The sequence below is a fragment of the Ramlibacter sp. genome, assembly GCF_035554825.1.
GTDB lineage: Bacteria > Pseudomonadota > Gammaproteobacteria > Burkholderiales > Burkholderiaceae_C > Ramlibacter.
In genome coordinates this window covers 1-16,503 of sequence record NZ_DATMHS010000072.1, presented here as the reverse complement: position 1 = coordinate 16,503, position 16,503 = coordinate 1, and the positions used below count along the sequence as shown (strand labels likewise).

Genomic DNA, 16,503 nt, shown 5'->3' with positions numbered 1-16,503 from the left:
CCGCCGCGCCGGTCCGTTCGGCGACAGGGCGCGCCAGGGGCTCAGGCGGCCACCGCCTGCGCCGCGTCCGCCGTTTCGACGGCCAGCGCCCGCCGACTCGCGCCGGCCGCGAAGCTCGCGTCGTTCATCGCCGGCTGCAGCCGGCGCTGGCGCAGCCGCGCCGTCCGCTCCCAGGCTGCGCGGATCGCCGGCAGCGCCTGGTCCAGCGACAGCCGCGAATCGCCCTTGATGCGTTCCCAGTTGGCGCACAGGCAACGCTGCGCGTCCGCGAAGGCGCCGCCGTACTGGGCGCAACCGGCATAGCCGACGCAGTACGCGGGCGCGTAGTCCTCGTAGTCGAACGACGGGTCGAAATAGCGCTCCTGCCAGAACGTGCGGCTCCAGTACGCATCCTCCTGTTCGGCCTCGCGGCGGCTGATGGCGGTGGGCCGGTCGGCCGGTGCTGCTTCGAAGTGTTGTGCTGTGGCTTGCATGGGGCTGACCCTTGTCGATCGGATGGCGCATCCTCGGTCACGGCGCGTGCCCGACCTGTAGGACGCCTCGCTCCGCCGCCGTGGGAGCCGCGACCGAACCGCAGCCGGCAAAATCCGGCGGCAGCGCCGGCGGTCTTGCGCGCTGTCGCGTCGGCGGCTGGCTGCCGCCGGGGCCGCGTCGATACTGCTGCTTCTCGGAGAAGCTCATGGACATTCAAGGCAAGGTCGTCATCATCACCGGGGCCGCCAGCGGCATCGGCGCCGCGCTCGCGCGCCGCATGGCCGCGGAGGGCGCCGCCGGCGTGGTCGTGGCCGACATCAACCTCGAGCGGGCGCAGGGCGTGGCGCGCGAGTGCGGCGGCGTGGCCGTGCGCTGCGACGTGGGCCGCGAAGCCGACATCCAGGCGCTCGTCGCCGCCTGCCGCGAGCGCTTCGGGCGGGTGGACGCCTATCTCTCCAACGCCGGCATCATCGGCCGCATGGGCGGCTTCGAGCTCGAGGACGCGATCTGGGACCAGATGTGGCGCGTGCACGGCATGGCCCATGTCTGGGCCGCCCGGGCGGTCGTGCCGGAAATGGTGGCCCGCGGCGAAGGCTATTTCCTGGTCACCGCTTCGGCCGCCGGCCTGCTCAACATCGTCGAGACCGCGCCCTACGGGGTCACCAAGCACGCGGCGCTGGCGTTCGCCGAATGGCTGCGCATCGCGTACGGCCGGCGCGGCGTGCGCGTGTCGTGCCTGTGCCCGCAGGCCGTGCAGACGGACATGATCACGGCCGGCGGCGGCTCGGCGGGCCTGAACGGCGTGCTCGCGCCCGAGCAGGTGGCGGCCGAGGTCGTGTCGGTGATGCGCGACGAGAGATTCCTGGTGCTGCCGCACCCCGAGGTGGCCCGGTACTTCCTGAACAAGGCGCAGGACTACGACCGCTGGCTCGGCGGGATGCAGAAGCTCTACGCGCAGCACATGGGCAGCGCGCCTTGACCGGTCTACTTGCCGAACAGGCCGACCGCGCCGACGATGATCAGGTAGATCGCCACGATGAAGTTGAGCAGTCTGGGCATCAGCAGGATCAGGATGCCGGCCACCAGCGCCGCGACCGGGCCGATGTGCGGAATGAGGTTCATGCAAGGACTCCCCGATGGAACGCGCCTGCGGCGCAGGCCGGTGACACGCAGTATCGCGCGGCCACCGCTTCCCGTGGGCCCGGCGCACAATCGGGCCTGTCAACCCGAGGTGACGCGACGTGGCGCAGTTCTTCCGGACGAGCAAGGTGTGGGTGGTCGAGTTCGCCTACGACGGTCATCCGCGCCGCTGGCTGAAGGCACTGCCGCAGTCGGCTGACGCCCGCGCCGAAATCGAAGCGCAGCTTGGCGATCTCTACGGTGGCCGAGCCAAGGTGGTGGCCGTGCGGCCGGCCTCGCCCGAAGAAGAACTGCAATACATCCGCGGCGACTTGCCGCTCAACGTCATGTGTCCGACCGGTCGCGCGCCGCCGCGCCGCACCTGAAGGGTCGCGCCTCAGTCGCGGGTGCGCACGACGATGCGGCCCCGCACCTGGCCCTGCATCAGCCGCGCTGCCGCGTCGACGGCCCCGGCGAGCGGGATCTCGGTGGTCATGGCCGCCAGCCGCCCCGGATCCAGGTCGCGCGCCAACCGGTTCCAGGCCAGCTCGCGCAGGCCCAGCGGCGCCATGACGCTGTCGACGCCGAGCAGCGCGACGTTGCGCAGGATGAAGGGCATCACGGTTCCCGGCAGGTCCGGCCCCTGCGCCAGCCCGCAGGCCGCGACGGCGCCGCCGTAGCGCGTCTGCGCCAGCGCATTGACCAGCGTGTGGCTGCCGACGGCATCGACCACCGCGTGCCAGCGTTCCTTCTGCAGCGGCTTGCCGGGTGCGGCCAGCTCCGCGCGATCGATGACGGCCGCGGCGCCGAGCGAGCGCAGGTAGTCCGCCTCGGCTGCCTTGCCGGTGGCGGCCACCACCTTGTGCCCCAGCTGCGACAGCAGCGCGACGGCCGTGGAGCCGACGCCGCCGGTCGCCCCGGTCACCAGCACCTCGCCGTCGCCGGGTTTGACGCCGTGCCGCTCCAGCGCCAGCACGCACAGCATCGCGGTATAGCCGGCGGTGCCGATCGCCATCGCCTCGCGCGCGCTGAAGCGCGAAGGCCGGCGGATCAGCCAATCGCCCTTCAGGCGGGCGCGCCCGGCCAGGCAGCCCTTGTGGGTCTCGCCGACGCCGAAACCGTTGAGCACGACCTGGTCGCCCGGCTTCCACGCCGGCGACGAGCTCTCGATCACGGTCCCGGAGCCGTCGATGCCGGCCACCATCGGCCAGCTGCGCACGACCGGCGAGCGGTTGGTGATCGCCAGCGCATCCTTGTAATTGATGGTGGAGTACGCAATGTCGACCGTGACATCGCCTTCGGGCAGGAAGGTATCGTCCACCTCGCGCACGCTGGCGCTGAACTCGGGATTCTTCTCCAGGACAAGTGCGTTGAACATGCGATTCCTTTCGCGCGACCATGCGCCGGGGCGGCATGCATTCTGCACCGGCGCCGCGACCGCCGGTGTCGCCCCCGTCACGCGGAGCGGGGCACCCCGGACCGGGCACGGGGTGCCGCCCTGGCCGGCGGCACCGCCGGCTTGCGGTTGGTCAAGCCGCCGGCCGGCGCGGGCGGCGAGACTCGCAGCCATGACGCGCCGCCACGCTCCCCGTTGTTCCAGCACGCTGCCCAAGCGCCTGGTCGCCTGCTGCCTGCTGCTGGCCGCGGCCGCGGCCCCGGCCGGCTCCCTGCAGACCGGCGAATCGCTGCCGGCCCTGGCGCTGCGTGACCAGCATGCCAAGGCGCTGCCGGTCGCGCCCGACACCAGGATCATCTTCTTCGCCGCCGAAATGGCATCGAGCCAGGTGATGGCCAAGGCGCTGGAGGGGCTGCCGCCCACCGCGCTGCGGGACCGCAAGGCGATCTACATCGCCGACATCAGCCGCATGCCCGAGCCGATCAGCACGATCGTGGCAATGCCGCGCATGCGGCAGCTGCCCTACCCGGTGGCCGTCGTGCGCCATGCCGCGGACGCCGCGCTGCTGCCGCGCCGGCATGGCGCGGTGACCGTGCTGCGCAGCGAGGGCGGCCGCATCAGCGCGGTCGATTACGCGCAGACCCCGGCACAGGTGAGCCACTACCTCAAGTGACGCCGCCAGCAGCGGCCGCGCTGGAAAAGCGGCCGGCGTGACCTAGGATGAAGGTGTCGGGATTCTGGGTGCGCCAGCGTCGCCGGCCGGGATTGCGAACCATCGCCAGTTGCAACCGCCGGTCGCGCTGCGCCATCTTCAGTCGGGCTTAAGCCAGTCCCGGGGAGACTCGCAGCTCCCTTGCAACGAGCGCCGCCGTGAACAGACCGCAAGACTTCCGGGCCTTCCTCGACCGCGAGCCGGCCACGGGCCCCAGGCCATCCCGGATCGCGCCGCCGCGGCCGTTGGCGCGCGAAGCCGTGGGCCGCGAACCCGGAAGCGGCCATCGCCCGCGACTGCCGACCCTCTCGTGCGTGGTCCCCTGCTGGAACGAGGCGCGCAGCCTGGTGCAGCTGCTGCCGCAGCTGTGCGAACTGCTGCCGACGCTGAGCGCGGCCTGGGAGATCGTGCTGGTCGACGATGGCAGCACCGACGAGACGCCGCAGCTGATGGCGCAGTGGGGCCGGCGACCGGGCGTGCGCGCGCTGCAGCTGTCGCGCAATTTCGGCAAGGAGGCGGCGCTGACCGCCGGGCTGCAGGCGGCCGCCGGTGAGGTGGTGGTCATGATGGACGCCGACCTGCAGCATCCGCCGGCGCTGATCCGCACCATGGTCGAACGCTGGCAGGCCGGCGCCGACGTGGTCTACGCCGTGCGCGCCAGCCGCGCCGGCGAAAGCCTGCTCAAACGCCTGGGCGCCCGCATGCTCTACGGCCTGATCAACCGGACCGACCGCTTCCGCGTGCCGGCCGATGCCGGCGACTTCCGGCTGCTGGACCGGGCCGCCGTCGATGCCTTGCTGGCCCTGCCAGAACGCAACCGGTTCATGAGCGGCCTGTATGCCTGGATCGGCTTCGACAGCGTGGCCCTGCCCTACGTGCCCGATCCGCGCGCGCATGGCCGCAGCCGCTTCAGCATCGGCCGGCTGATCCAGATGACGGTGGATGCACTCACCTCCTTCACCACCTGGCCCCTGCGCGTGGCCAGCGCGGTCGGCGTCGCGATGGCCCTGGCCGGTTTCGGCTACGGCGCCTGGCTGACGCTCGCCTACCTGCTGTATGGCAGCCATGTCTCGGGCTGGACGACCATCGTCGTCAGCTTGCTGCTCTTCATGGGCGTGCAGCTGATCTGCCTGGGCATCATGGGCGAATACGTGGCCCGCATCTTCCTGGAGGTGAAGGCGCGGCCGCTGTACGTGATCAAGCGCGACCTCGGCCAGGGCCTGGCGGCCCCCGATCTGTGAAGGCCGGGCCGCCCGGTGGCCGCGCCGGCGTTGCCGCGGCGCTGCTGACGACGGTGTTGTGGCTGACGGCGACGGCCTGGATGCGGCCGTTGATGCTCCCCGACGAAGGCCGCTACGTCGGCGTCGCCTGGGAGATGCTGCGTTCGGGCGACTGGCTCACGCCGACCCTCAACGGCCTGCCCTATTTCCACAAGCCGCCGCTGTTCTACTGGATCACCGGCGCGGCGCTGTCGGTGCTGGGGCCGCACGAGTGGGCGGCGCGCACGGCGCCGTTGCTGGGAGGCGTGGTGGCCGCGACGGCGCTGTTCCTTTTCGTGCGGCGCTGGCGCGGCCCGGCGCTGGCGTGGCTGTCGCTCGCCGTGTTGCTGACGCAGCCGCTGCTGTTCGCAGGGGCCCAGTTCGCCAACCTCGACATGCTGGTGGCCGGCTGCATCGCGGCCACGCTGCTGTCGTTCGCGAACGCCGCCCTCGCGATCGAGCAAGGGCTGCGGCCGCGCGCCTCGCTGCTGGCCGGCTACCTCTTCGCGGCCCTCGGGTTGCTCGCCAAGGGCCTGATCGGCGTCGTGCTGCCGGGACTGGTCCTGGTGGCCTGGCTGGTCGTGCGCGGCCGGCCACGGGTGCTGCTGGCGCTGGCGTGGCTCCCCGGCCTGGCGGTCTTCGCCGCCGTCGCCGCGCCGTGGTTCGTCGCGATGCAGTCGCGCTTTCCCGACTTCCTGCACTACTTCTTCGTGGTGCAGCATTTCCAGCGCTACACGGCCGGCGGCTTCAACAACCCGGCCCCGTTCTGGTTCTACCTCGCCGTGCTGCCGCTGGCCACGCTGCCGTGGAGCGCCTGGTTGCCGGCGGCGGCGCAGCGTGCCTCCCGCGGCGATGCCGACGGCGCCCGGCTGCGCCAGCTGATGTGGCTGTGGCTGCTGCTGGTCACCGTGTTCTTCTCGCTGCCCCGGTCGAAGCTGGCCGGCTACATCCTCCCCGTCACCGTCCCACTGGCGTTCCTGGTGGCCGACGCGGCCCTGGCCGCCGCGCAGTCAGGGCGCGGGCGCCGCCTGCTGGCGGCCAGCGCCGCGGCCGCAGCGCTGGCCTGCCTGACGGTGGTGGTCGCGGTCACCGCCGCGCCGAGCAAGTCGCTGCGGGAGGTCGGCCGCACGCTGGCGCAACGACGGACGCCCGAGGAGCCGGTGGTGTTCCTGCACGGCTACTACTACGACCTGCCGTTCTATGCCCGGCTGGCGGCGCCGCCGCTCGTGCTGGACGATTGGGACCGGCCGGCGCTGGCCGCCCGCGACGACTGGCACCGGGAACTGCTGGATGCACAGCGCTTCCGGCGCGGCCAGGGCGATCCCGTGCTGCTGCTGCCATCGCAGCTGGCCGGCGTGCTGTGCGCGTCGCGTGCGACCTGGCTGGTCGGCGGGGTGGCGATGCTGGAGCGCTACCCGCTGCTGGCGCAGGCCGCGGTGATCGCCCGCCAGGGCGACACGCTGCTCTGGCGGCTGCCGGCGGGCGCGGTCACGGCCGCGCCGTGCCCAGGAACGCCCAGCGCGAGCTCAGCAGGTATGTGAGGACCGCCATGCCGACCAGCACGATCGCCAGCAGCACGTCGTACCGCCAGCCGCTCAGGTGCAGCAGGACCGCATATGCCGCCTCATTGACCGCGAACCCGGCCAGCGAGATCGCGAAGAAGCGCGGCGCCGCCTGCCGCCAGGGGGCGCGCTCGTGACGGAACGTCAAGCGCCAATGGCCAGTGAACGACACCAGCAGGGCAACCAGCCAGCCGGCGACGTTGGCGGCCAGCGGCGCCAGCGCCGTTGCGGTCACCAGCCGCACGACGATGGCGAAGTGCACGGCGGCGGCGGCGCAGCCGACGGCAAGGAACCAGCCGATCCTCGCCTTCATGCGAGCGGCCGATCGCGATGACTTCGACGGCGCCGCTGCCCAGATCCATCGCGCTGTGCGTGGACGATTTCGGCCTGCATCCAGGCGTCAACGAGGCGGCCCTGCGCCTGGCGGCGCTCGGCCGCGCGACGGCGGTGAGCTGCATGACCGGGGCGCCGGCCTGGCAGGGCGGCGCGGCGGCGCTGCGGCCGCTCGCGCCGCAGCAGCTCGACGTCGGACTGCACCTCGACCTCACGCAGCACCCGGTCGATCGGGCGCTGCAGCGCTCGTTGCCCTCCTGGTGGGCGCGCAGCGCGGCGCACCTGGTGGGCCGCGAGCGGCTGCGCCGGGAGCTCGACGCCCAGCTCGATCGGTTCGAGGCTGCCATGGGCCAGCCACCGGCGCACGTCGATGGCCACCAGCATGTCCACCAGTTTCCGGTGATCCGCGACGTCCTGCTGCGGACGCTCGAAGCGCGGTATCCGCCGCCGCTGCGGCCCTGGCTGCGTTCGACGCGCCCGCCGGCCGGCGCCATGGGCAAGCCGTGGCTGCTGCAGCGGCTGGGCGGGGCCGCATTCGAGCGGCTGGCGCGCGCGCACGGCTTCGCCTGCAACCGGCGGCTGCTCGGCGTCTACGGTTTCGGCGGCACCGCGCCCGGCTACCAGGCGCTGCTTTCGCAATGGCTGGACGCGGCGCGCGATGGCGATCTGCTGATGTGCCATGCGGGACTGGGTTCGCCCGAGGGCGATCCGATCGCGGCCGCGCGCCGGCGGGAATACGAGGTGCTTGCCGGCGACGCCTTTGCCGCGCTGCTGGCACGGCTGCACGTGCAGCTGGTGCCGCTCAGCCGGTTGGCGCGCGGCTAGCGTTTGGCCTCCACGTCGGTCACGTCGGCGATGGGCCGACCCGGCGCCACGGCATCGGCACGCGGCGTGCGGCTCGCCGGCGCGTTGCGGCGCACCATGTCGTCGAAGGCGCCGAACGGATGCATGCGCACCACGAACGGGGCGATCGGACGGCCGGTGAGCCGGGCCCAGGCGGCGCGCAGCCCCCAGAGCGCGAACATCAGGGCGACCACCAGGGCCAGCGAGGCGGCAAACACGAGACCGGCCAGCACCAGCACGGCCCGCAGCAGGAGATTCATCAACACCAGGCGCTTTCAGCAAAGGAATGGCCGGAGTATCCGCTCCGGCCATGAGGGGAATCTTAAGGCGACCGCGCCGCTCAGGCGGACGCCTCTTCGGCCACCGGCTCGGCGTTGCCGAAGTGGAAGACGCCGGGCTCGCGCACCGGATCGACTTCCACCGGGATCACGCTCTTGGGCGGGAAGCGCCCCTCCAGGATCAGCCTCGACAGCGGGTTCTCGATGCGCTGCTGGATCGCCCGCTTGAGCGGCCGCGCGCCGAACACCGGGTCGAAGCCGACCTTCGCCAGCTCCTCCAGCGCCGCCGGCGACACCTCCAGCTTGAGGTCCATCTTGGCCAGCCGCTGCTCCAGCACCCGCAGCTGGATGGCGGCGATCCGCTCGATGTGCTGGGCGTCCAGCGCGTGGAACACCACCGTTTCGTCGATCCGGTTCAGGAACTCGGGGCGGAAGTGGTTCTTCAGCTCGTCCCAGACAGCGTCCTTCACGTCCTCGTAGGGCCGGCCGACCATGGCCTGGATCATGTGCGAGCCGATGTTGCTCGTCATCACGATCACGGTGTTCTTGAAGTCCACCGTACGGCCCTGGCCGTCGGTCAGGCGGCCGTCGTCGAGCACCTGCAGCAGCACGTTGAACACGTCGTGGTGGGCCTTCTCGACCTCGTCGAGCAGGATCACGCTGTAGGGCTTGCGGCGCACGGCTTCGGTCAGGTAGCCGCCCTCCTCGTAGCCGACGTAGCCCGGCGGCGCGCCGATCAGCCGCGCCACCGAGTGCTTCTCCATGAACTCGCTCATGTCGATGCGGATCAGGTGCTCCTCGCTGTCGAACAGGAAGTTCGCCAGCGCCTTGCACAGCTCGGTCTTGCCCACGCCCGTCGGCCCGAGGAACAGGAACGAGCCGGTCGGGCGGTTCGGGTCGGACAGGCCCGAGCGCGAACGGCGAATCGCGTTGGCCACCGCAGCGATCGCCTCGTCCTGGCCGACCACGCGCTCGTGCAAGCGGTCTTCCATCAGCAGCAGCTTCTCGCGCTCGCCCTGCATCAGCTTGGACACGGGGATGCCGGTGGCCCGCGCCACCACCTCGGCGATCTCCTCGGCGCCGACCATGGTGCGCAGCAGCTGCGGCCGGCCGCCGTCCTTGGCGGACCTGGCCTTGCCCGATTCCTTGGCCTGCGCTTCCTTGAGCTTCTTCTCCAGCTCGGGCAGGCGCCCGTATTGCAGCTCGGCGACCTTGTTGAAGTCGCCCTTGCGGGTGTAGCCCTCGATCTCGCGGCGCAGCTTCTCGATCTCTTCCTTGACTTCGGCGCTGCCCTGCGCGGTCGCCTTCTCGGCCTTCCAGATCTCCTCGAGGTCGGCGATCTCCTTTTGCAGCCGCGCCACCTCTTCCTCGATCAGGGCGAAGCGCTTCTGCGACGCCTCGTCCTTTTCCTTGCGCACGGCCTCGCGCTCGATCTGCAGCTGGATCAGGCGGCGATCGAGCCGGTCGATCGCCTCCGGCTTGGAATCGATCTCGATCTTGATCTTGGACGCCGCCTCGTCGATCAGGTCGATCGCCTTGTCGGGCAGGAAACGGTCGGTGATGTAGCGGTGCGAGAGCTCGGCCGCTGCCACGATCGCCGGGTCCGTGATCTCGACGCCATGATGGACCTCGTACTTCTCCTGCAGCCCGCGCAGGATGGCGATGGTCGCCTCGACGCTCGGCTCGCCCACCAGGATCTTCTGGAAGCGGCGCTCCAGCGCGGCGTCCTTCTCGATGTACTTGCGGTATTCGTCGAGCGTGGTCGCGCCCACGCAATGCAGCTCGCCGCGCGCCAGCGCCGGCTTGAGCATGTTGCCGGCATCCATGGCGCCCTCGGCCTTGCCGGCGCCGACCATGGTGTGCAGCTCGTCGATGAAGACGATGGTCTGGCCCTGGTCCTTGGCCAGTTCGTTCAGCACGTTCTTCAGGCGTTCCTCGAATTCGCCGCGGTACTTGGCGCCGGCCAGCAGCGCGGCCATGTCCAGCGACAGCACCCGCTTGTTCTTCAGCGTCTCCGGCACCTCGCCGGCGACGATGCGCTGGGCCAGGCCCTCGACGATGGCGGTCTTGCCGACGCCGGGCTCGCCGATCAGCACCGGGTTGTTCTTGGTGCGCCGCTGCAGCACCTGGATCGCGCGCCGGATCTCGTCGTCGCGACCGATCACCGGGTCGAGCTTGCCCTGGCGCGCCCGCTCCGTGAGGTCCAGGGTGTACTTCTTCAACGCCTCGCGCTGGCCTTCCGCCTCGGGCGAGTTCACGTTCTGGCCGCCGCGCACGGCGTCGATCGCGCTCTCCAGCTGCTTGCGCGTCAGGCCCTGCTCGCGGGCCATGCGCCCGATGTCCTGCCTGGTCTCGGCGACGGCCAGCAGGAACAGCTCGCCGGCGATGAACTGGTCGCCGCGCTTGATCGCCTCTTTCTCGGCCGCCTGCAGCAGGCCCACCAGGTCGCGGCCCACCTGCACCTGCTCCTGCCCTTGCACCTGCGGCAGCTTGTGCATCGCGCTTTCGGCCGCGGCCAGCAGGCCCGGGACGTTCACGCCCGCGCGCTGCAGCAGCCCCGCCGGCCCGTCCTCCTGGCGCAACATCGCCACCAGCAGGTGCGCCGGCTCGATGTAGGCATGGTCGTTGCCCAGCGCCAGCGTCTGCGCCTCGCCCAGGGCTTCCTGGAATTTGGTCGTGAGTTTGTCTAGTCTCATAAAGAGCCTCCGGTCACCTCCCCAGCTTAGGCTTGCCCACAGGTTTTCAAGGGCCAACGCCGGGCAGCGGCTGCCAGCTCAGCAACTAGAATTCGCTGCATGCAGATCCACCAGTTGTCCGTGACCTACCTGGCCGAACAGGATCGGATCCTGGTGCGCATCAAGAGCTCCAGCGCCGACGAGATCAGGCTGTGGCTGACGCGCCGCCTGATGCTCGGACTGTGGCCCCTGCTGTCCAAGCTGCTGACCAGCCATCTGCTCAAGCTGGAAAACGCCGGCCGCTCGCTCGACAGTGCGGACGACAGCCTCAAGCAGATGCTGGCCGATTTCCGCAAGGAAGAGTTCCTGCGCCAGGCCGATTTCGAGACGCCCTACCAGGAGGGCGAAGCCCAGATGCCGCTCGGCCCCGAACCGCTGCTGATCACGGACGTGGACGCCACCCCGCTGGCGGATGGCCGCTTGCGCCTGAGCTTCAACGAGCGGCTGCCGAACGCCGAGGAGCCGCGCGTGTTCCAGGTGGAATTGCAGCCGGCCCTGATGCAGGGCCTGATGCACCTGCTCGAGCAGTCGCTGGCCCGGGCCCAGTGGGCCGAGCCGTTCGGCTCGCATGTCCCGACGGAAGCGGGCGGCCTGCTCGAGGACCACCAGGCGCTGCGGCGCCCCCGCTACCTCAACTGAGTCTCAGGCGTTGGCCCGGGTGATGCCCCAGCGGGCCAGTGCGGCGTCGTCGCTGACGCGGGCATCGACCCAGCGCGCGCCCTGCGGCGTCTGCTCCTTCTTCCAGAACGGCGCCTGCGTCTTGAGGTAGTCCATCAGGAACTCGCAGGCCTGGAAGCTTTCGCCGCGATGCGCCGAGGTGACGGCCACCAGGACGATCTGGTCCAGCGGCTGCAACAGCCCGACCCGGTGGATGACGCGGGCGCCGTGGATGTCGAAACGGCGGTGTGCCTCGTCGATCATCGACTCGATCGCCTTTTCGGTCATGCCCGGATAGTGCTCGAGTTCCATCGAGCTCACCGGAGCGCCGTCGCTGCGGTCGCGAACGGTGCCGACGAAGGCGCAGACCGCGCCGACGCGCGGATCCGCCGCCCGCAATGCCGCCACTTCCTGCGACAGGTCGAAGTCGGCGGTCTGGATGCTCACCCGCGCGGCCATGTCAGCCTCCCGTCACCGGTGGGAAGAACGCGACCTCGCAGCCCTCGCGCAGCGGCTGCGCCTCGTCGCTCATCACCTGGTCCAGCGCGACGCGCACCGCCTTGCCCCGCGCGAGGCTCAGCGCATGGGCGCCGCCGCGGGCGATCAGTTCGTCGCGCAGGCCGCCCAGCGTGGCGGCGCCGGTGTCCAGCGCCTCGCTGCCCTGCCCCACCGCCTCGCGGATCGACGCGAAGTAACGCACCCGCACCTTCATCCGACCAGCTCCGCGAGCGACAGGAAGCGCACCGCATCGCCGCGGGCGATGGTGCGGCCCGGGGGGTTGTCGACCAACCCGTCGGCCCAGACGGCCGAGGTCAACACGCCGGAACTCTGGTTGGTGAACAGCGCCAGCGCGCCCTGCGCGTTGCGGCGCACGCGCAGGAACTCGCGCCGCTTGTCCGCGCGCGGCCACTCGAAATCGGCCGGCACCGCGGTCGAGCGCGGGACCAGATCGGTCGCGCCCTGCAGCTTCAGCAGGAACGGCCGCACCAGCAGCAGGAAGGTGACGAAACTCGACACCGGATTGCCGGGCAGTCCCATGAAATGGGCCCCGTCCACGCGGCCATGGGCGAACGGCTTGCCGGGCTTGATGGCGATTTGCCACAGATCGAGCGAGCCGAGCGACTGCACCGCCGGCTTCACGTGGTCCTCCTCGCCCACCGACACTCCGCCGCTGGTGAGGATCAGGTCGTGCTCGCGCGAGGCCAGGTCGAGCGCCCGCACGGTGGCATCGCGCTGGTCCGGCACGATCCCGAAGTCGCTGACCTCGCAGCCCAGCCGGCGCAGCAGCGCCTGCAGGAAGAAGCGGTTGGAGTTGTAGATGGCGCCGGGGCGCATCCGCTCTGGCGGCACCTCGCCCGGCATGACCAGTTCGTCGCCGGTGGAAAACAGGGCCACCCGCGGGCGCCGTGCCACGGCGAGATGGTCCAGCCCGATGCTGGCGGCCAGCCCGAGGGCCCCGGGATCGAGCCGCTGCCCGCGCGCCAGCACGATCGCGCCGCGCGTGACGTCCTCGCCGCTGCGCCGAATCCACTGGCCCGCGGCCGGCGCGCGCAGGATGCGGACGGCGTGTTCGCCCGCCGCCTCGGTTTCCTCCTGCATCACGATCGCGTCCGCGCCGGCCGGGACGGGCGCCCCGGTGAAGATGCGCGCGGCGCTGCCGGGGACGAGCGGCTGCGGCGCGCTGCCGGCGGGAATGCGTTGCGACACCGGCAGCACGATGCCTTCGTCGGCGATCTCGCTGCTGCGAACGGCGTAGCCGTCCATCGAGCTGTTGTCGTGCGGCGGCACCTGCAGTTGCGAGACAAGGTCCTGCGCGAGCACGCGGCCGTCGGCGTCGAAGGTGCGCACGCGCTCGGCGCCGTCGAGCGGCCGGGCCTGCGCCAGCAGCTCGGCGAGCGCGTCGTCGAGGGGGCGCAACGGGGCGCGAGGCGCGTTCATGGCTGACTCCGGGTTGCAGCGGGACCGGCAGCGCCCACCGGCGCGTCGCTGCGGCGGCACCGGTGGCGATTCACGAATACCTCTCGGGGTGGTACTCGAAGCGATCCCCATTGTCAACGAGCCACTGCGCCACCGCATCCGCATCGTTGAGGTCCAGCACCGGCCGCAAGGTCTCTTGCGGCAGCGCGCCGGGCGAGTCGGTGGCCACGGCGACGATGAACGCGTCGTCCGGATACAGTGCCGGCTTGCCCGCCGCCGGCCGCCACACCTCGATCTTGAGCAGGTCGCTGTCCTTGAAGCCTTCGACCAGCACCCAGTCCACGGCCGGGTACAGGTCGGCGATCACATGGTGCGCCGTGAGGTTCGCCGGCTGCTCGAACTCCCGGATCAGGGCGAGCCGGCGCGAGGATGCGACGAGCGTCTCGAAGGCTCCCGCCTGGCGATGGCGCCAGCTGTCCTTGCCCGGGTAGTCGATGTCGAACTCGTGGTGGGCGTGCTTGATCACCGAAACCCGCAGTCCGCGCAGCTTGAGCGCCGAGATCAGATGCTCGACCAGCGTCGTCTTGCCCGAGCCCGAGAAACCGGCGAAGCCCACGACTTTCATGCCGTCCTCACGCGCAGTGCGCCGCGATGAAGTCCTTCACGGCCTGGACGCTGGCCGGCATCACGGTGACCCGGCGGGGCAGCCGCTCGATGCCCTCGAACTGCGGCGGCCGGTCCGGCTCGCGGCCGAGCGCCTCGACGATGGTCGCCGCGAACTTGATCGGCAGCGCCGTCTCCAGCACGATCATCGTCTCGCCGTCCCGGCGGCGCTCGCGCGCGACCTTCAGGCCGTCGGCCGTATGGGTGTCGATCAGGACCCCGAAACGCCGGTGCGTGTCGCGGATCGTCGCGAGCCGGTCGGCGTGGGTGCTCTTGCCGCTGACGAAACCAAAGCGCCGGGGCACATCGGCGAACGCCGGCTCGGCGCTCAGGTCGAAGCGGCCTTCGCGCGCGAGCTGCCCGCCGAAGAGCTGGCCGACCCTGGCGGCGTCGCGCCCGAGCAGGTCGAACACGAAGCGCTCGAAGTTGCTCGCCTTGCTGATGTCCATCGAGGGGCTCGAGGTCTCGTGGGTGTCGGCGCTGGAACGCACGCGGTAGACGCCGGTGCGGAAGAACTCGTCGAGGACGTCGTTCTCGTTGGTCGCCAGCACCAGGTGCTCGACCGGCAGGCCCATCATCCGGGCCACATGGCCGGCGCAGATGTTGCCGAAATTGCCCGAGGGCACCGCGAAGCTGACCTTGTGGCCCGGCCTGCCCGTCGTCGCCTGGAAGTAGCCGGCGAAGTAGTAGACGACCTGGGCCAGCAGGCGCGCCCAGTTGATCGAGTTCACCGTGCCGATGCGGTACCGGCGCTTGAAGTCGAGGTCGTTGGACACCGCCTTGACGATGTCCTGGCAGTCGTCGAACACGCCTTCGACCGCCAGGTTGTGGATGTTGGCGTCCTGCAGGCTGAACATCTGCGCCTGCTGGAACGGGCTCATCCGCCCCTGGGGCGAGGTCATGAACACGCGCACGCCGCGCTTGCCGCGCATCGCGTACTCGGCGGCGCTGCCGGTGTCGCCCGAGGTGGCGCCAAGAATGTTGAGCTCCTCGCCGCGCCGCGCCAGTTCGTACTCGAACAGGTTGCCGAGCAGCTGCATCGCCATGTCCTTGAAGGCGAGCGTCGGCCCGTTCGACAGCGCCTCCAGGTACAGCCCCGGTTCGAGCTGCTTCAGGGGCACGATCGCCTCGGTGCCGAACACCGCCTTGGTGTAGGTGTCGCGGCACAGCCTGCGCAGGTCCGCCGGCGGGATGTCGTCGATGTAGAGCGACAGGATCTCGAAGGCGAGCTCGGCGTACGGCAGGTCGCGCCAGCGCGCCAGGGTGGCCTCGTCCACCTGCGGATAGCGCTCGGGCAGATAGAGGCCGCCGTCGGGCGCCAGCCCTTCGAGCAGGATCTCGCAGAAATGCTTGCGGGCGGGATGGCCGCGGGTGGACAGGTACAGCATCGGTGAACCGGCTCAGGCGAGCTCTTCCTTGCGGATGCGCACGATCGGGGCCAGCACGGTCGTCAGGCCCTGCATCTGCGCGAGCACGTCGTTCATGGTGCCTTCGCGCACCTCGTGCGTGAGGATGATGAGGTCGGTCTGCGGCACGCCGCGCTCGCCGGCGACCTGGTGGTCATCGCCGGCCGGGCGCTGCAGCATGGCATCGATGCTGATGCCGGCCGCGGCCAGCAGGCCGGTCACCTTGGCCAGCACGCCGGCCTGATCGGCCACCCGCAGCCGCAGGTAATAGCTGGTCACCACCTCGCTCATCGGCAGCACCGGCAGGTCGCTCATCTGGTCGGGCTGGAACGCAAGGTGCGGCACGCGGTGCGCCGCATCGGCGGTGTGCAGGCGGGTGATGTCCACCAGGTCGGCGATCACCGCGCTGGCGGTGGGCTCGCTGCCCGCTCCCTTGCCGTAGTAGAGCGTGGGGCCGACGGCGTCGCCCTGCACCACCACCGCGTTCATCGCGCCCTCCACGTTGGCGATCAGGCGCTTGGCCGGCACCAGCGTCGGGTGCACCCGCAGCTCGACCCCCTTGAGCGCGCCGGTCGCCGGATCGCGGCTGCGCTTGGTCACGCCCAGCAGCTTGATGCGGTAGCCGAGCTGCTCGGCGTAGCGGATGTCCTGGGCGGCCAGCCTGGTGATGCCTTCGACGTAGGCCTTGTCGAACTGCACCGGGATGCCGAAGGCAATGGCGCTCATCAGCGTCACCTTGTGGGCGGCGTCGACGCCCTCGATGTCGAAGGTCGGGTCGGCCTCGGCGTAGCCCAGGCGCTGCGCCTCCTTCAGCACCACGTCGAAGTCCAGGCCCTTGTCCCGCATCTCCGACAGGATGAAGTTGGTCGTGCCGTTGATGATGCCGGCGATCCAGTGGATGCGGTTGGCCGTCAGGCCCTCGCGCAGCGCCTTGATGATCGGCACGCCGCCGGCCACCGCCGCCTCGAAGCCCACCGCCAGGCCGCGCTCGCGCGCCGCCTCGAAGATCTCGGTGCCGTGCACGGCCAGCAGCGCCTTGTTCGCCGTGACGACGTGCTTGCCGGCGGCGATCGCCTCGAGCACCAGCTGCCGGGCGATGCCGCAGCCGCCGATCAGCTCGATCACGATGTCGATGTCGGGGTTCGCGAT

The 16,503-nt window shown here is 70.8% G+C and carries 19 protein-coding genes; 7 read left to right on the top strand and 12 right to left on the bottom strand.

Features of this window, described 5'->3' with window-relative positions:
• Positions 1-41 precede the first annotated feature (41 nt).
• Positions 42-473: a hypothetical protein gene (locus VNT59_RS08335; RefSeq protein WP_325497863.1), complete on the bottom strand. Its 432-nt coding sequence runs from the start codon at positions 471-473 to the stop codon at positions 42-44.
• Positions 474-679: 206 nt separating this feature from the next.
• Here VNT59_RS08335 and VNT59_RS08330 point away from each other — a divergent pair, with 206 nt between their 5' ends.
• Positions 680-1,453, top strand: coding sequence for an SDR family oxidoreductase (locus VNT59_RS08330; protein ID WP_325497862.1), 774 nt, complete (start codon positions 680-682; stop codon positions 1,451-1,453).
• 5 nt (positions 1,454-1,458) lie between these two features.
• Here VNT59_RS08330 and VNT59_RS08325 read toward each other — a convergent pair whose 3' ends face one another.
• Positions 1,459-1,596 carry a DUF3096 domain-containing protein gene (locus tag VNT59_RS08325; protein WP_325497861.1) on the bottom strand — a complete coding sequence of 46 codons (138 nt, stop codon included), beginning with the start codon at positions 1,594-1,596 and terminating at the stop codon, positions 1,459-1,461.
• Between the two features lie 119 nt (positions 1,597-1,715).
• On the opposite strand from VNT59_RS08325, the gene VNT59_RS08320 reads away from it, so the two are divergent.
• Positions 1,716-1,979 (top strand): hypothetical protein, encoded by a 264-nt coding sequence (locus VNT59_RS08320; protein WP_325497860.1) that lies wholly within the window; start codon positions 1,716-1,718, stop codon positions 1,977-1,979.
• 11 nt (positions 1,980-1,990) lie between these two features.
• Here VNT59_RS08320 and VNT59_RS08315 read toward each other — a convergent pair whose 3' ends face one another.
• A complete protein-coding gene (locus VNT59_RS08315) occupies positions 1,991-2,971 on the bottom strand; it encodes an MDR family oxidoreductase (protein WP_325497859.1) in 981 nt (326 codons plus the stop codon).
• Positions 2,972-3,161: 190 nt separating this feature from the next.
• Here VNT59_RS08315 and VNT59_RS08310 point away from each other — a divergent pair, with 190 nt between their 5' ends.
• The 3 genes from VNT59_RS08310 to VNT59_RS08300 all read left to right on the top strand — a co-directional run bounded on the left by VNT59_RS08310 (position 3,162) and on the right by VNT59_RS08300 (position 6,501).
• On the top strand, positions 3,162-3,662 hold the full coding sequence (locus VNT59_RS08310) for a hypothetical protein (protein WP_325497858.1): 501 nt from the start codon (positions 3,162-3,164) through the stop codon (positions 3,660-3,662).
• A gap of 197 nt (positions 3,663-3,859) precedes the next feature.
• Positions 3,860-4,942 (top strand): glycosyltransferase family 2 protein, encoded by a 1,083-nt coding sequence (locus tag VNT59_RS08305; protein WP_325497857.1) that lies wholly within the window; start codon positions 3,860-3,862, stop codon positions 4,940-4,942.
• Positions 4,939-6,501: a glycosyltransferase family 39 protein gene (locus tag VNT59_RS08300; RefSeq protein ID WP_325497856.1), complete on the top strand. Its 1,563-nt coding sequence runs from the start codon at positions 4,939-4,941 to the stop codon at positions 6,499-6,501. The genes VNT59_RS08305 and VNT59_RS08300 overlap by 4 nt, the downstream gene beginning before the upstream one ends.
• On the opposite strand, the gene VNT59_RS08295 is transcribed toward VNT59_RS08300, so the two are convergent.
• Positions 6,449-6,835, bottom strand: coding sequence for a GtrA family protein (locus tag VNT59_RS08295; RefSeq protein WP_325497855.1), 387 nt, complete (start codon positions 6,833-6,835; stop codon positions 6,449-6,451). The two genes, VNT59_RS08300 and VNT59_RS08295, sit on opposite strands and share 53 nt — an antisense overlap.
• 17 nt (positions 6,836-6,852) lie before the next feature.
• Between VNT59_RS08295 and VNT59_RS08290 the strand changes: the two genes are divergently transcribed.
• The gene (locus VNT59_RS08290; RefSeq protein WP_325497854.1) at positions 6,853-7,680 is read left to right on the top strand and encodes a ChbG/HpnK family deacetylase; all 828 of its coding nucleotides are present in this window, start codon (positions 6,853-6,855) and stop codon (positions 7,678-7,680) included.
• Here the strand turns inward: VNT59_RS08290 and VNT59_RS08285 are convergent.
• Positions 7,677-7,958, bottom strand: coding sequence for a hypothetical protein (locus VNT59_RS08285; protein WP_325497853.1), 282 nt, complete (start codon positions 7,956-7,958; stop codon positions 7,677-7,679). The genes VNT59_RS08290 and VNT59_RS08285 overlap by 4 nt on opposite strands.
• An 80-nt stretch (positions 7,959-8,038) precedes the next feature.
• A complete protein-coding gene (gene clpB, locus VNT59_RS08280) occupies positions 8,039-10,672 on the bottom strand; it encodes an ATP-dependent chaperone ClpB (RefSeq protein WP_325497852.1) in 2,634 nt (877 codons plus the stop codon).
• Positions 10,673-10,771: 99 nt separating this feature from the next.
• On the opposite strand from clpB, the gene VNT59_RS08275 reads away from it, so the two are divergent.
• Positions 10,772-11,350, top strand: coding sequence for a hypothetical protein (locus VNT59_RS08275; RefSeq protein ID WP_325497851.1), 579 nt, complete (start codon positions 10,772-10,774; stop codon positions 11,348-11,350).
• Between the two features lie 3 nt (positions 11,351-11,353).
• Here VNT59_RS08275 and VNT59_RS08270 read toward each other — a convergent pair whose 3' ends face one another.
• The 6 genes from VNT59_RS08270 to VNT59_RS08245 all read right to left on the bottom strand — a co-directional run.
• Positions 11,354-11,827, bottom strand: coding sequence for a molybdenum cofactor biosynthesis protein MoaE (locus VNT59_RS08270; RefSeq protein WP_325497850.1), 474 nt, complete (start codon positions 11,825-11,827; stop codon positions 11,354-11,356).
• 1 nt (position 11,828) lies between these two features.
• Positions 11,829-12,080 carry a molybdopterin converting factor subunit 1 gene (moaD, locus tag VNT59_RS08265; protein WP_325497849.1) on the bottom strand — a complete coding sequence of 84 codons (252 nt, stop codon included), beginning with the start codon at positions 12,078-12,080 and terminating at the stop codon, positions 11,829-11,831.
• Positions 12,077-13,306 (bottom strand): gephyrin-like molybdotransferase Glp, encoded by a 1,230-nt coding sequence (gene glp / locus VNT59_RS08260; protein WP_325497848.1) that lies wholly within the window; start codon positions 13,304-13,306, stop codon positions 12,077-12,079. The genes moaD and glp overlap by 4 nt, the downstream gene beginning before the upstream one ends.
• Before the next feature lie 70 nt (positions 13,307-13,376).
• Positions 13,377-13,910: a molybdopterin-guanine dinucleotide biosynthesis protein B gene (mobB, locus tag VNT59_RS08255; protein WP_325497847.1), complete on the bottom strand. Its 534-nt coding sequence runs from the start codon at positions 13,908-13,910 to the stop codon at positions 13,377-13,379.
• A gap of 7 nt (positions 13,911-13,917) precedes the next feature.
• Positions 13,918-15,336 (bottom strand): threonine synthase, encoded by a 1,419-nt coding sequence (gene thrC / locus VNT59_RS08250; protein ID WP_325497846.1) that lies wholly within the window; start codon positions 15,334-15,336, stop codon positions 13,918-13,920.
• A 12-nt stretch (positions 15,337-15,348) separates the two neighbouring features.
• The coding region (locus tag VNT59_RS08245) for a homoserine dehydrogenase (RefSeq protein WP_325497845.1) at positions 15,349-16,503 on the bottom strand (1,155 nt) is incomplete at its 5' end.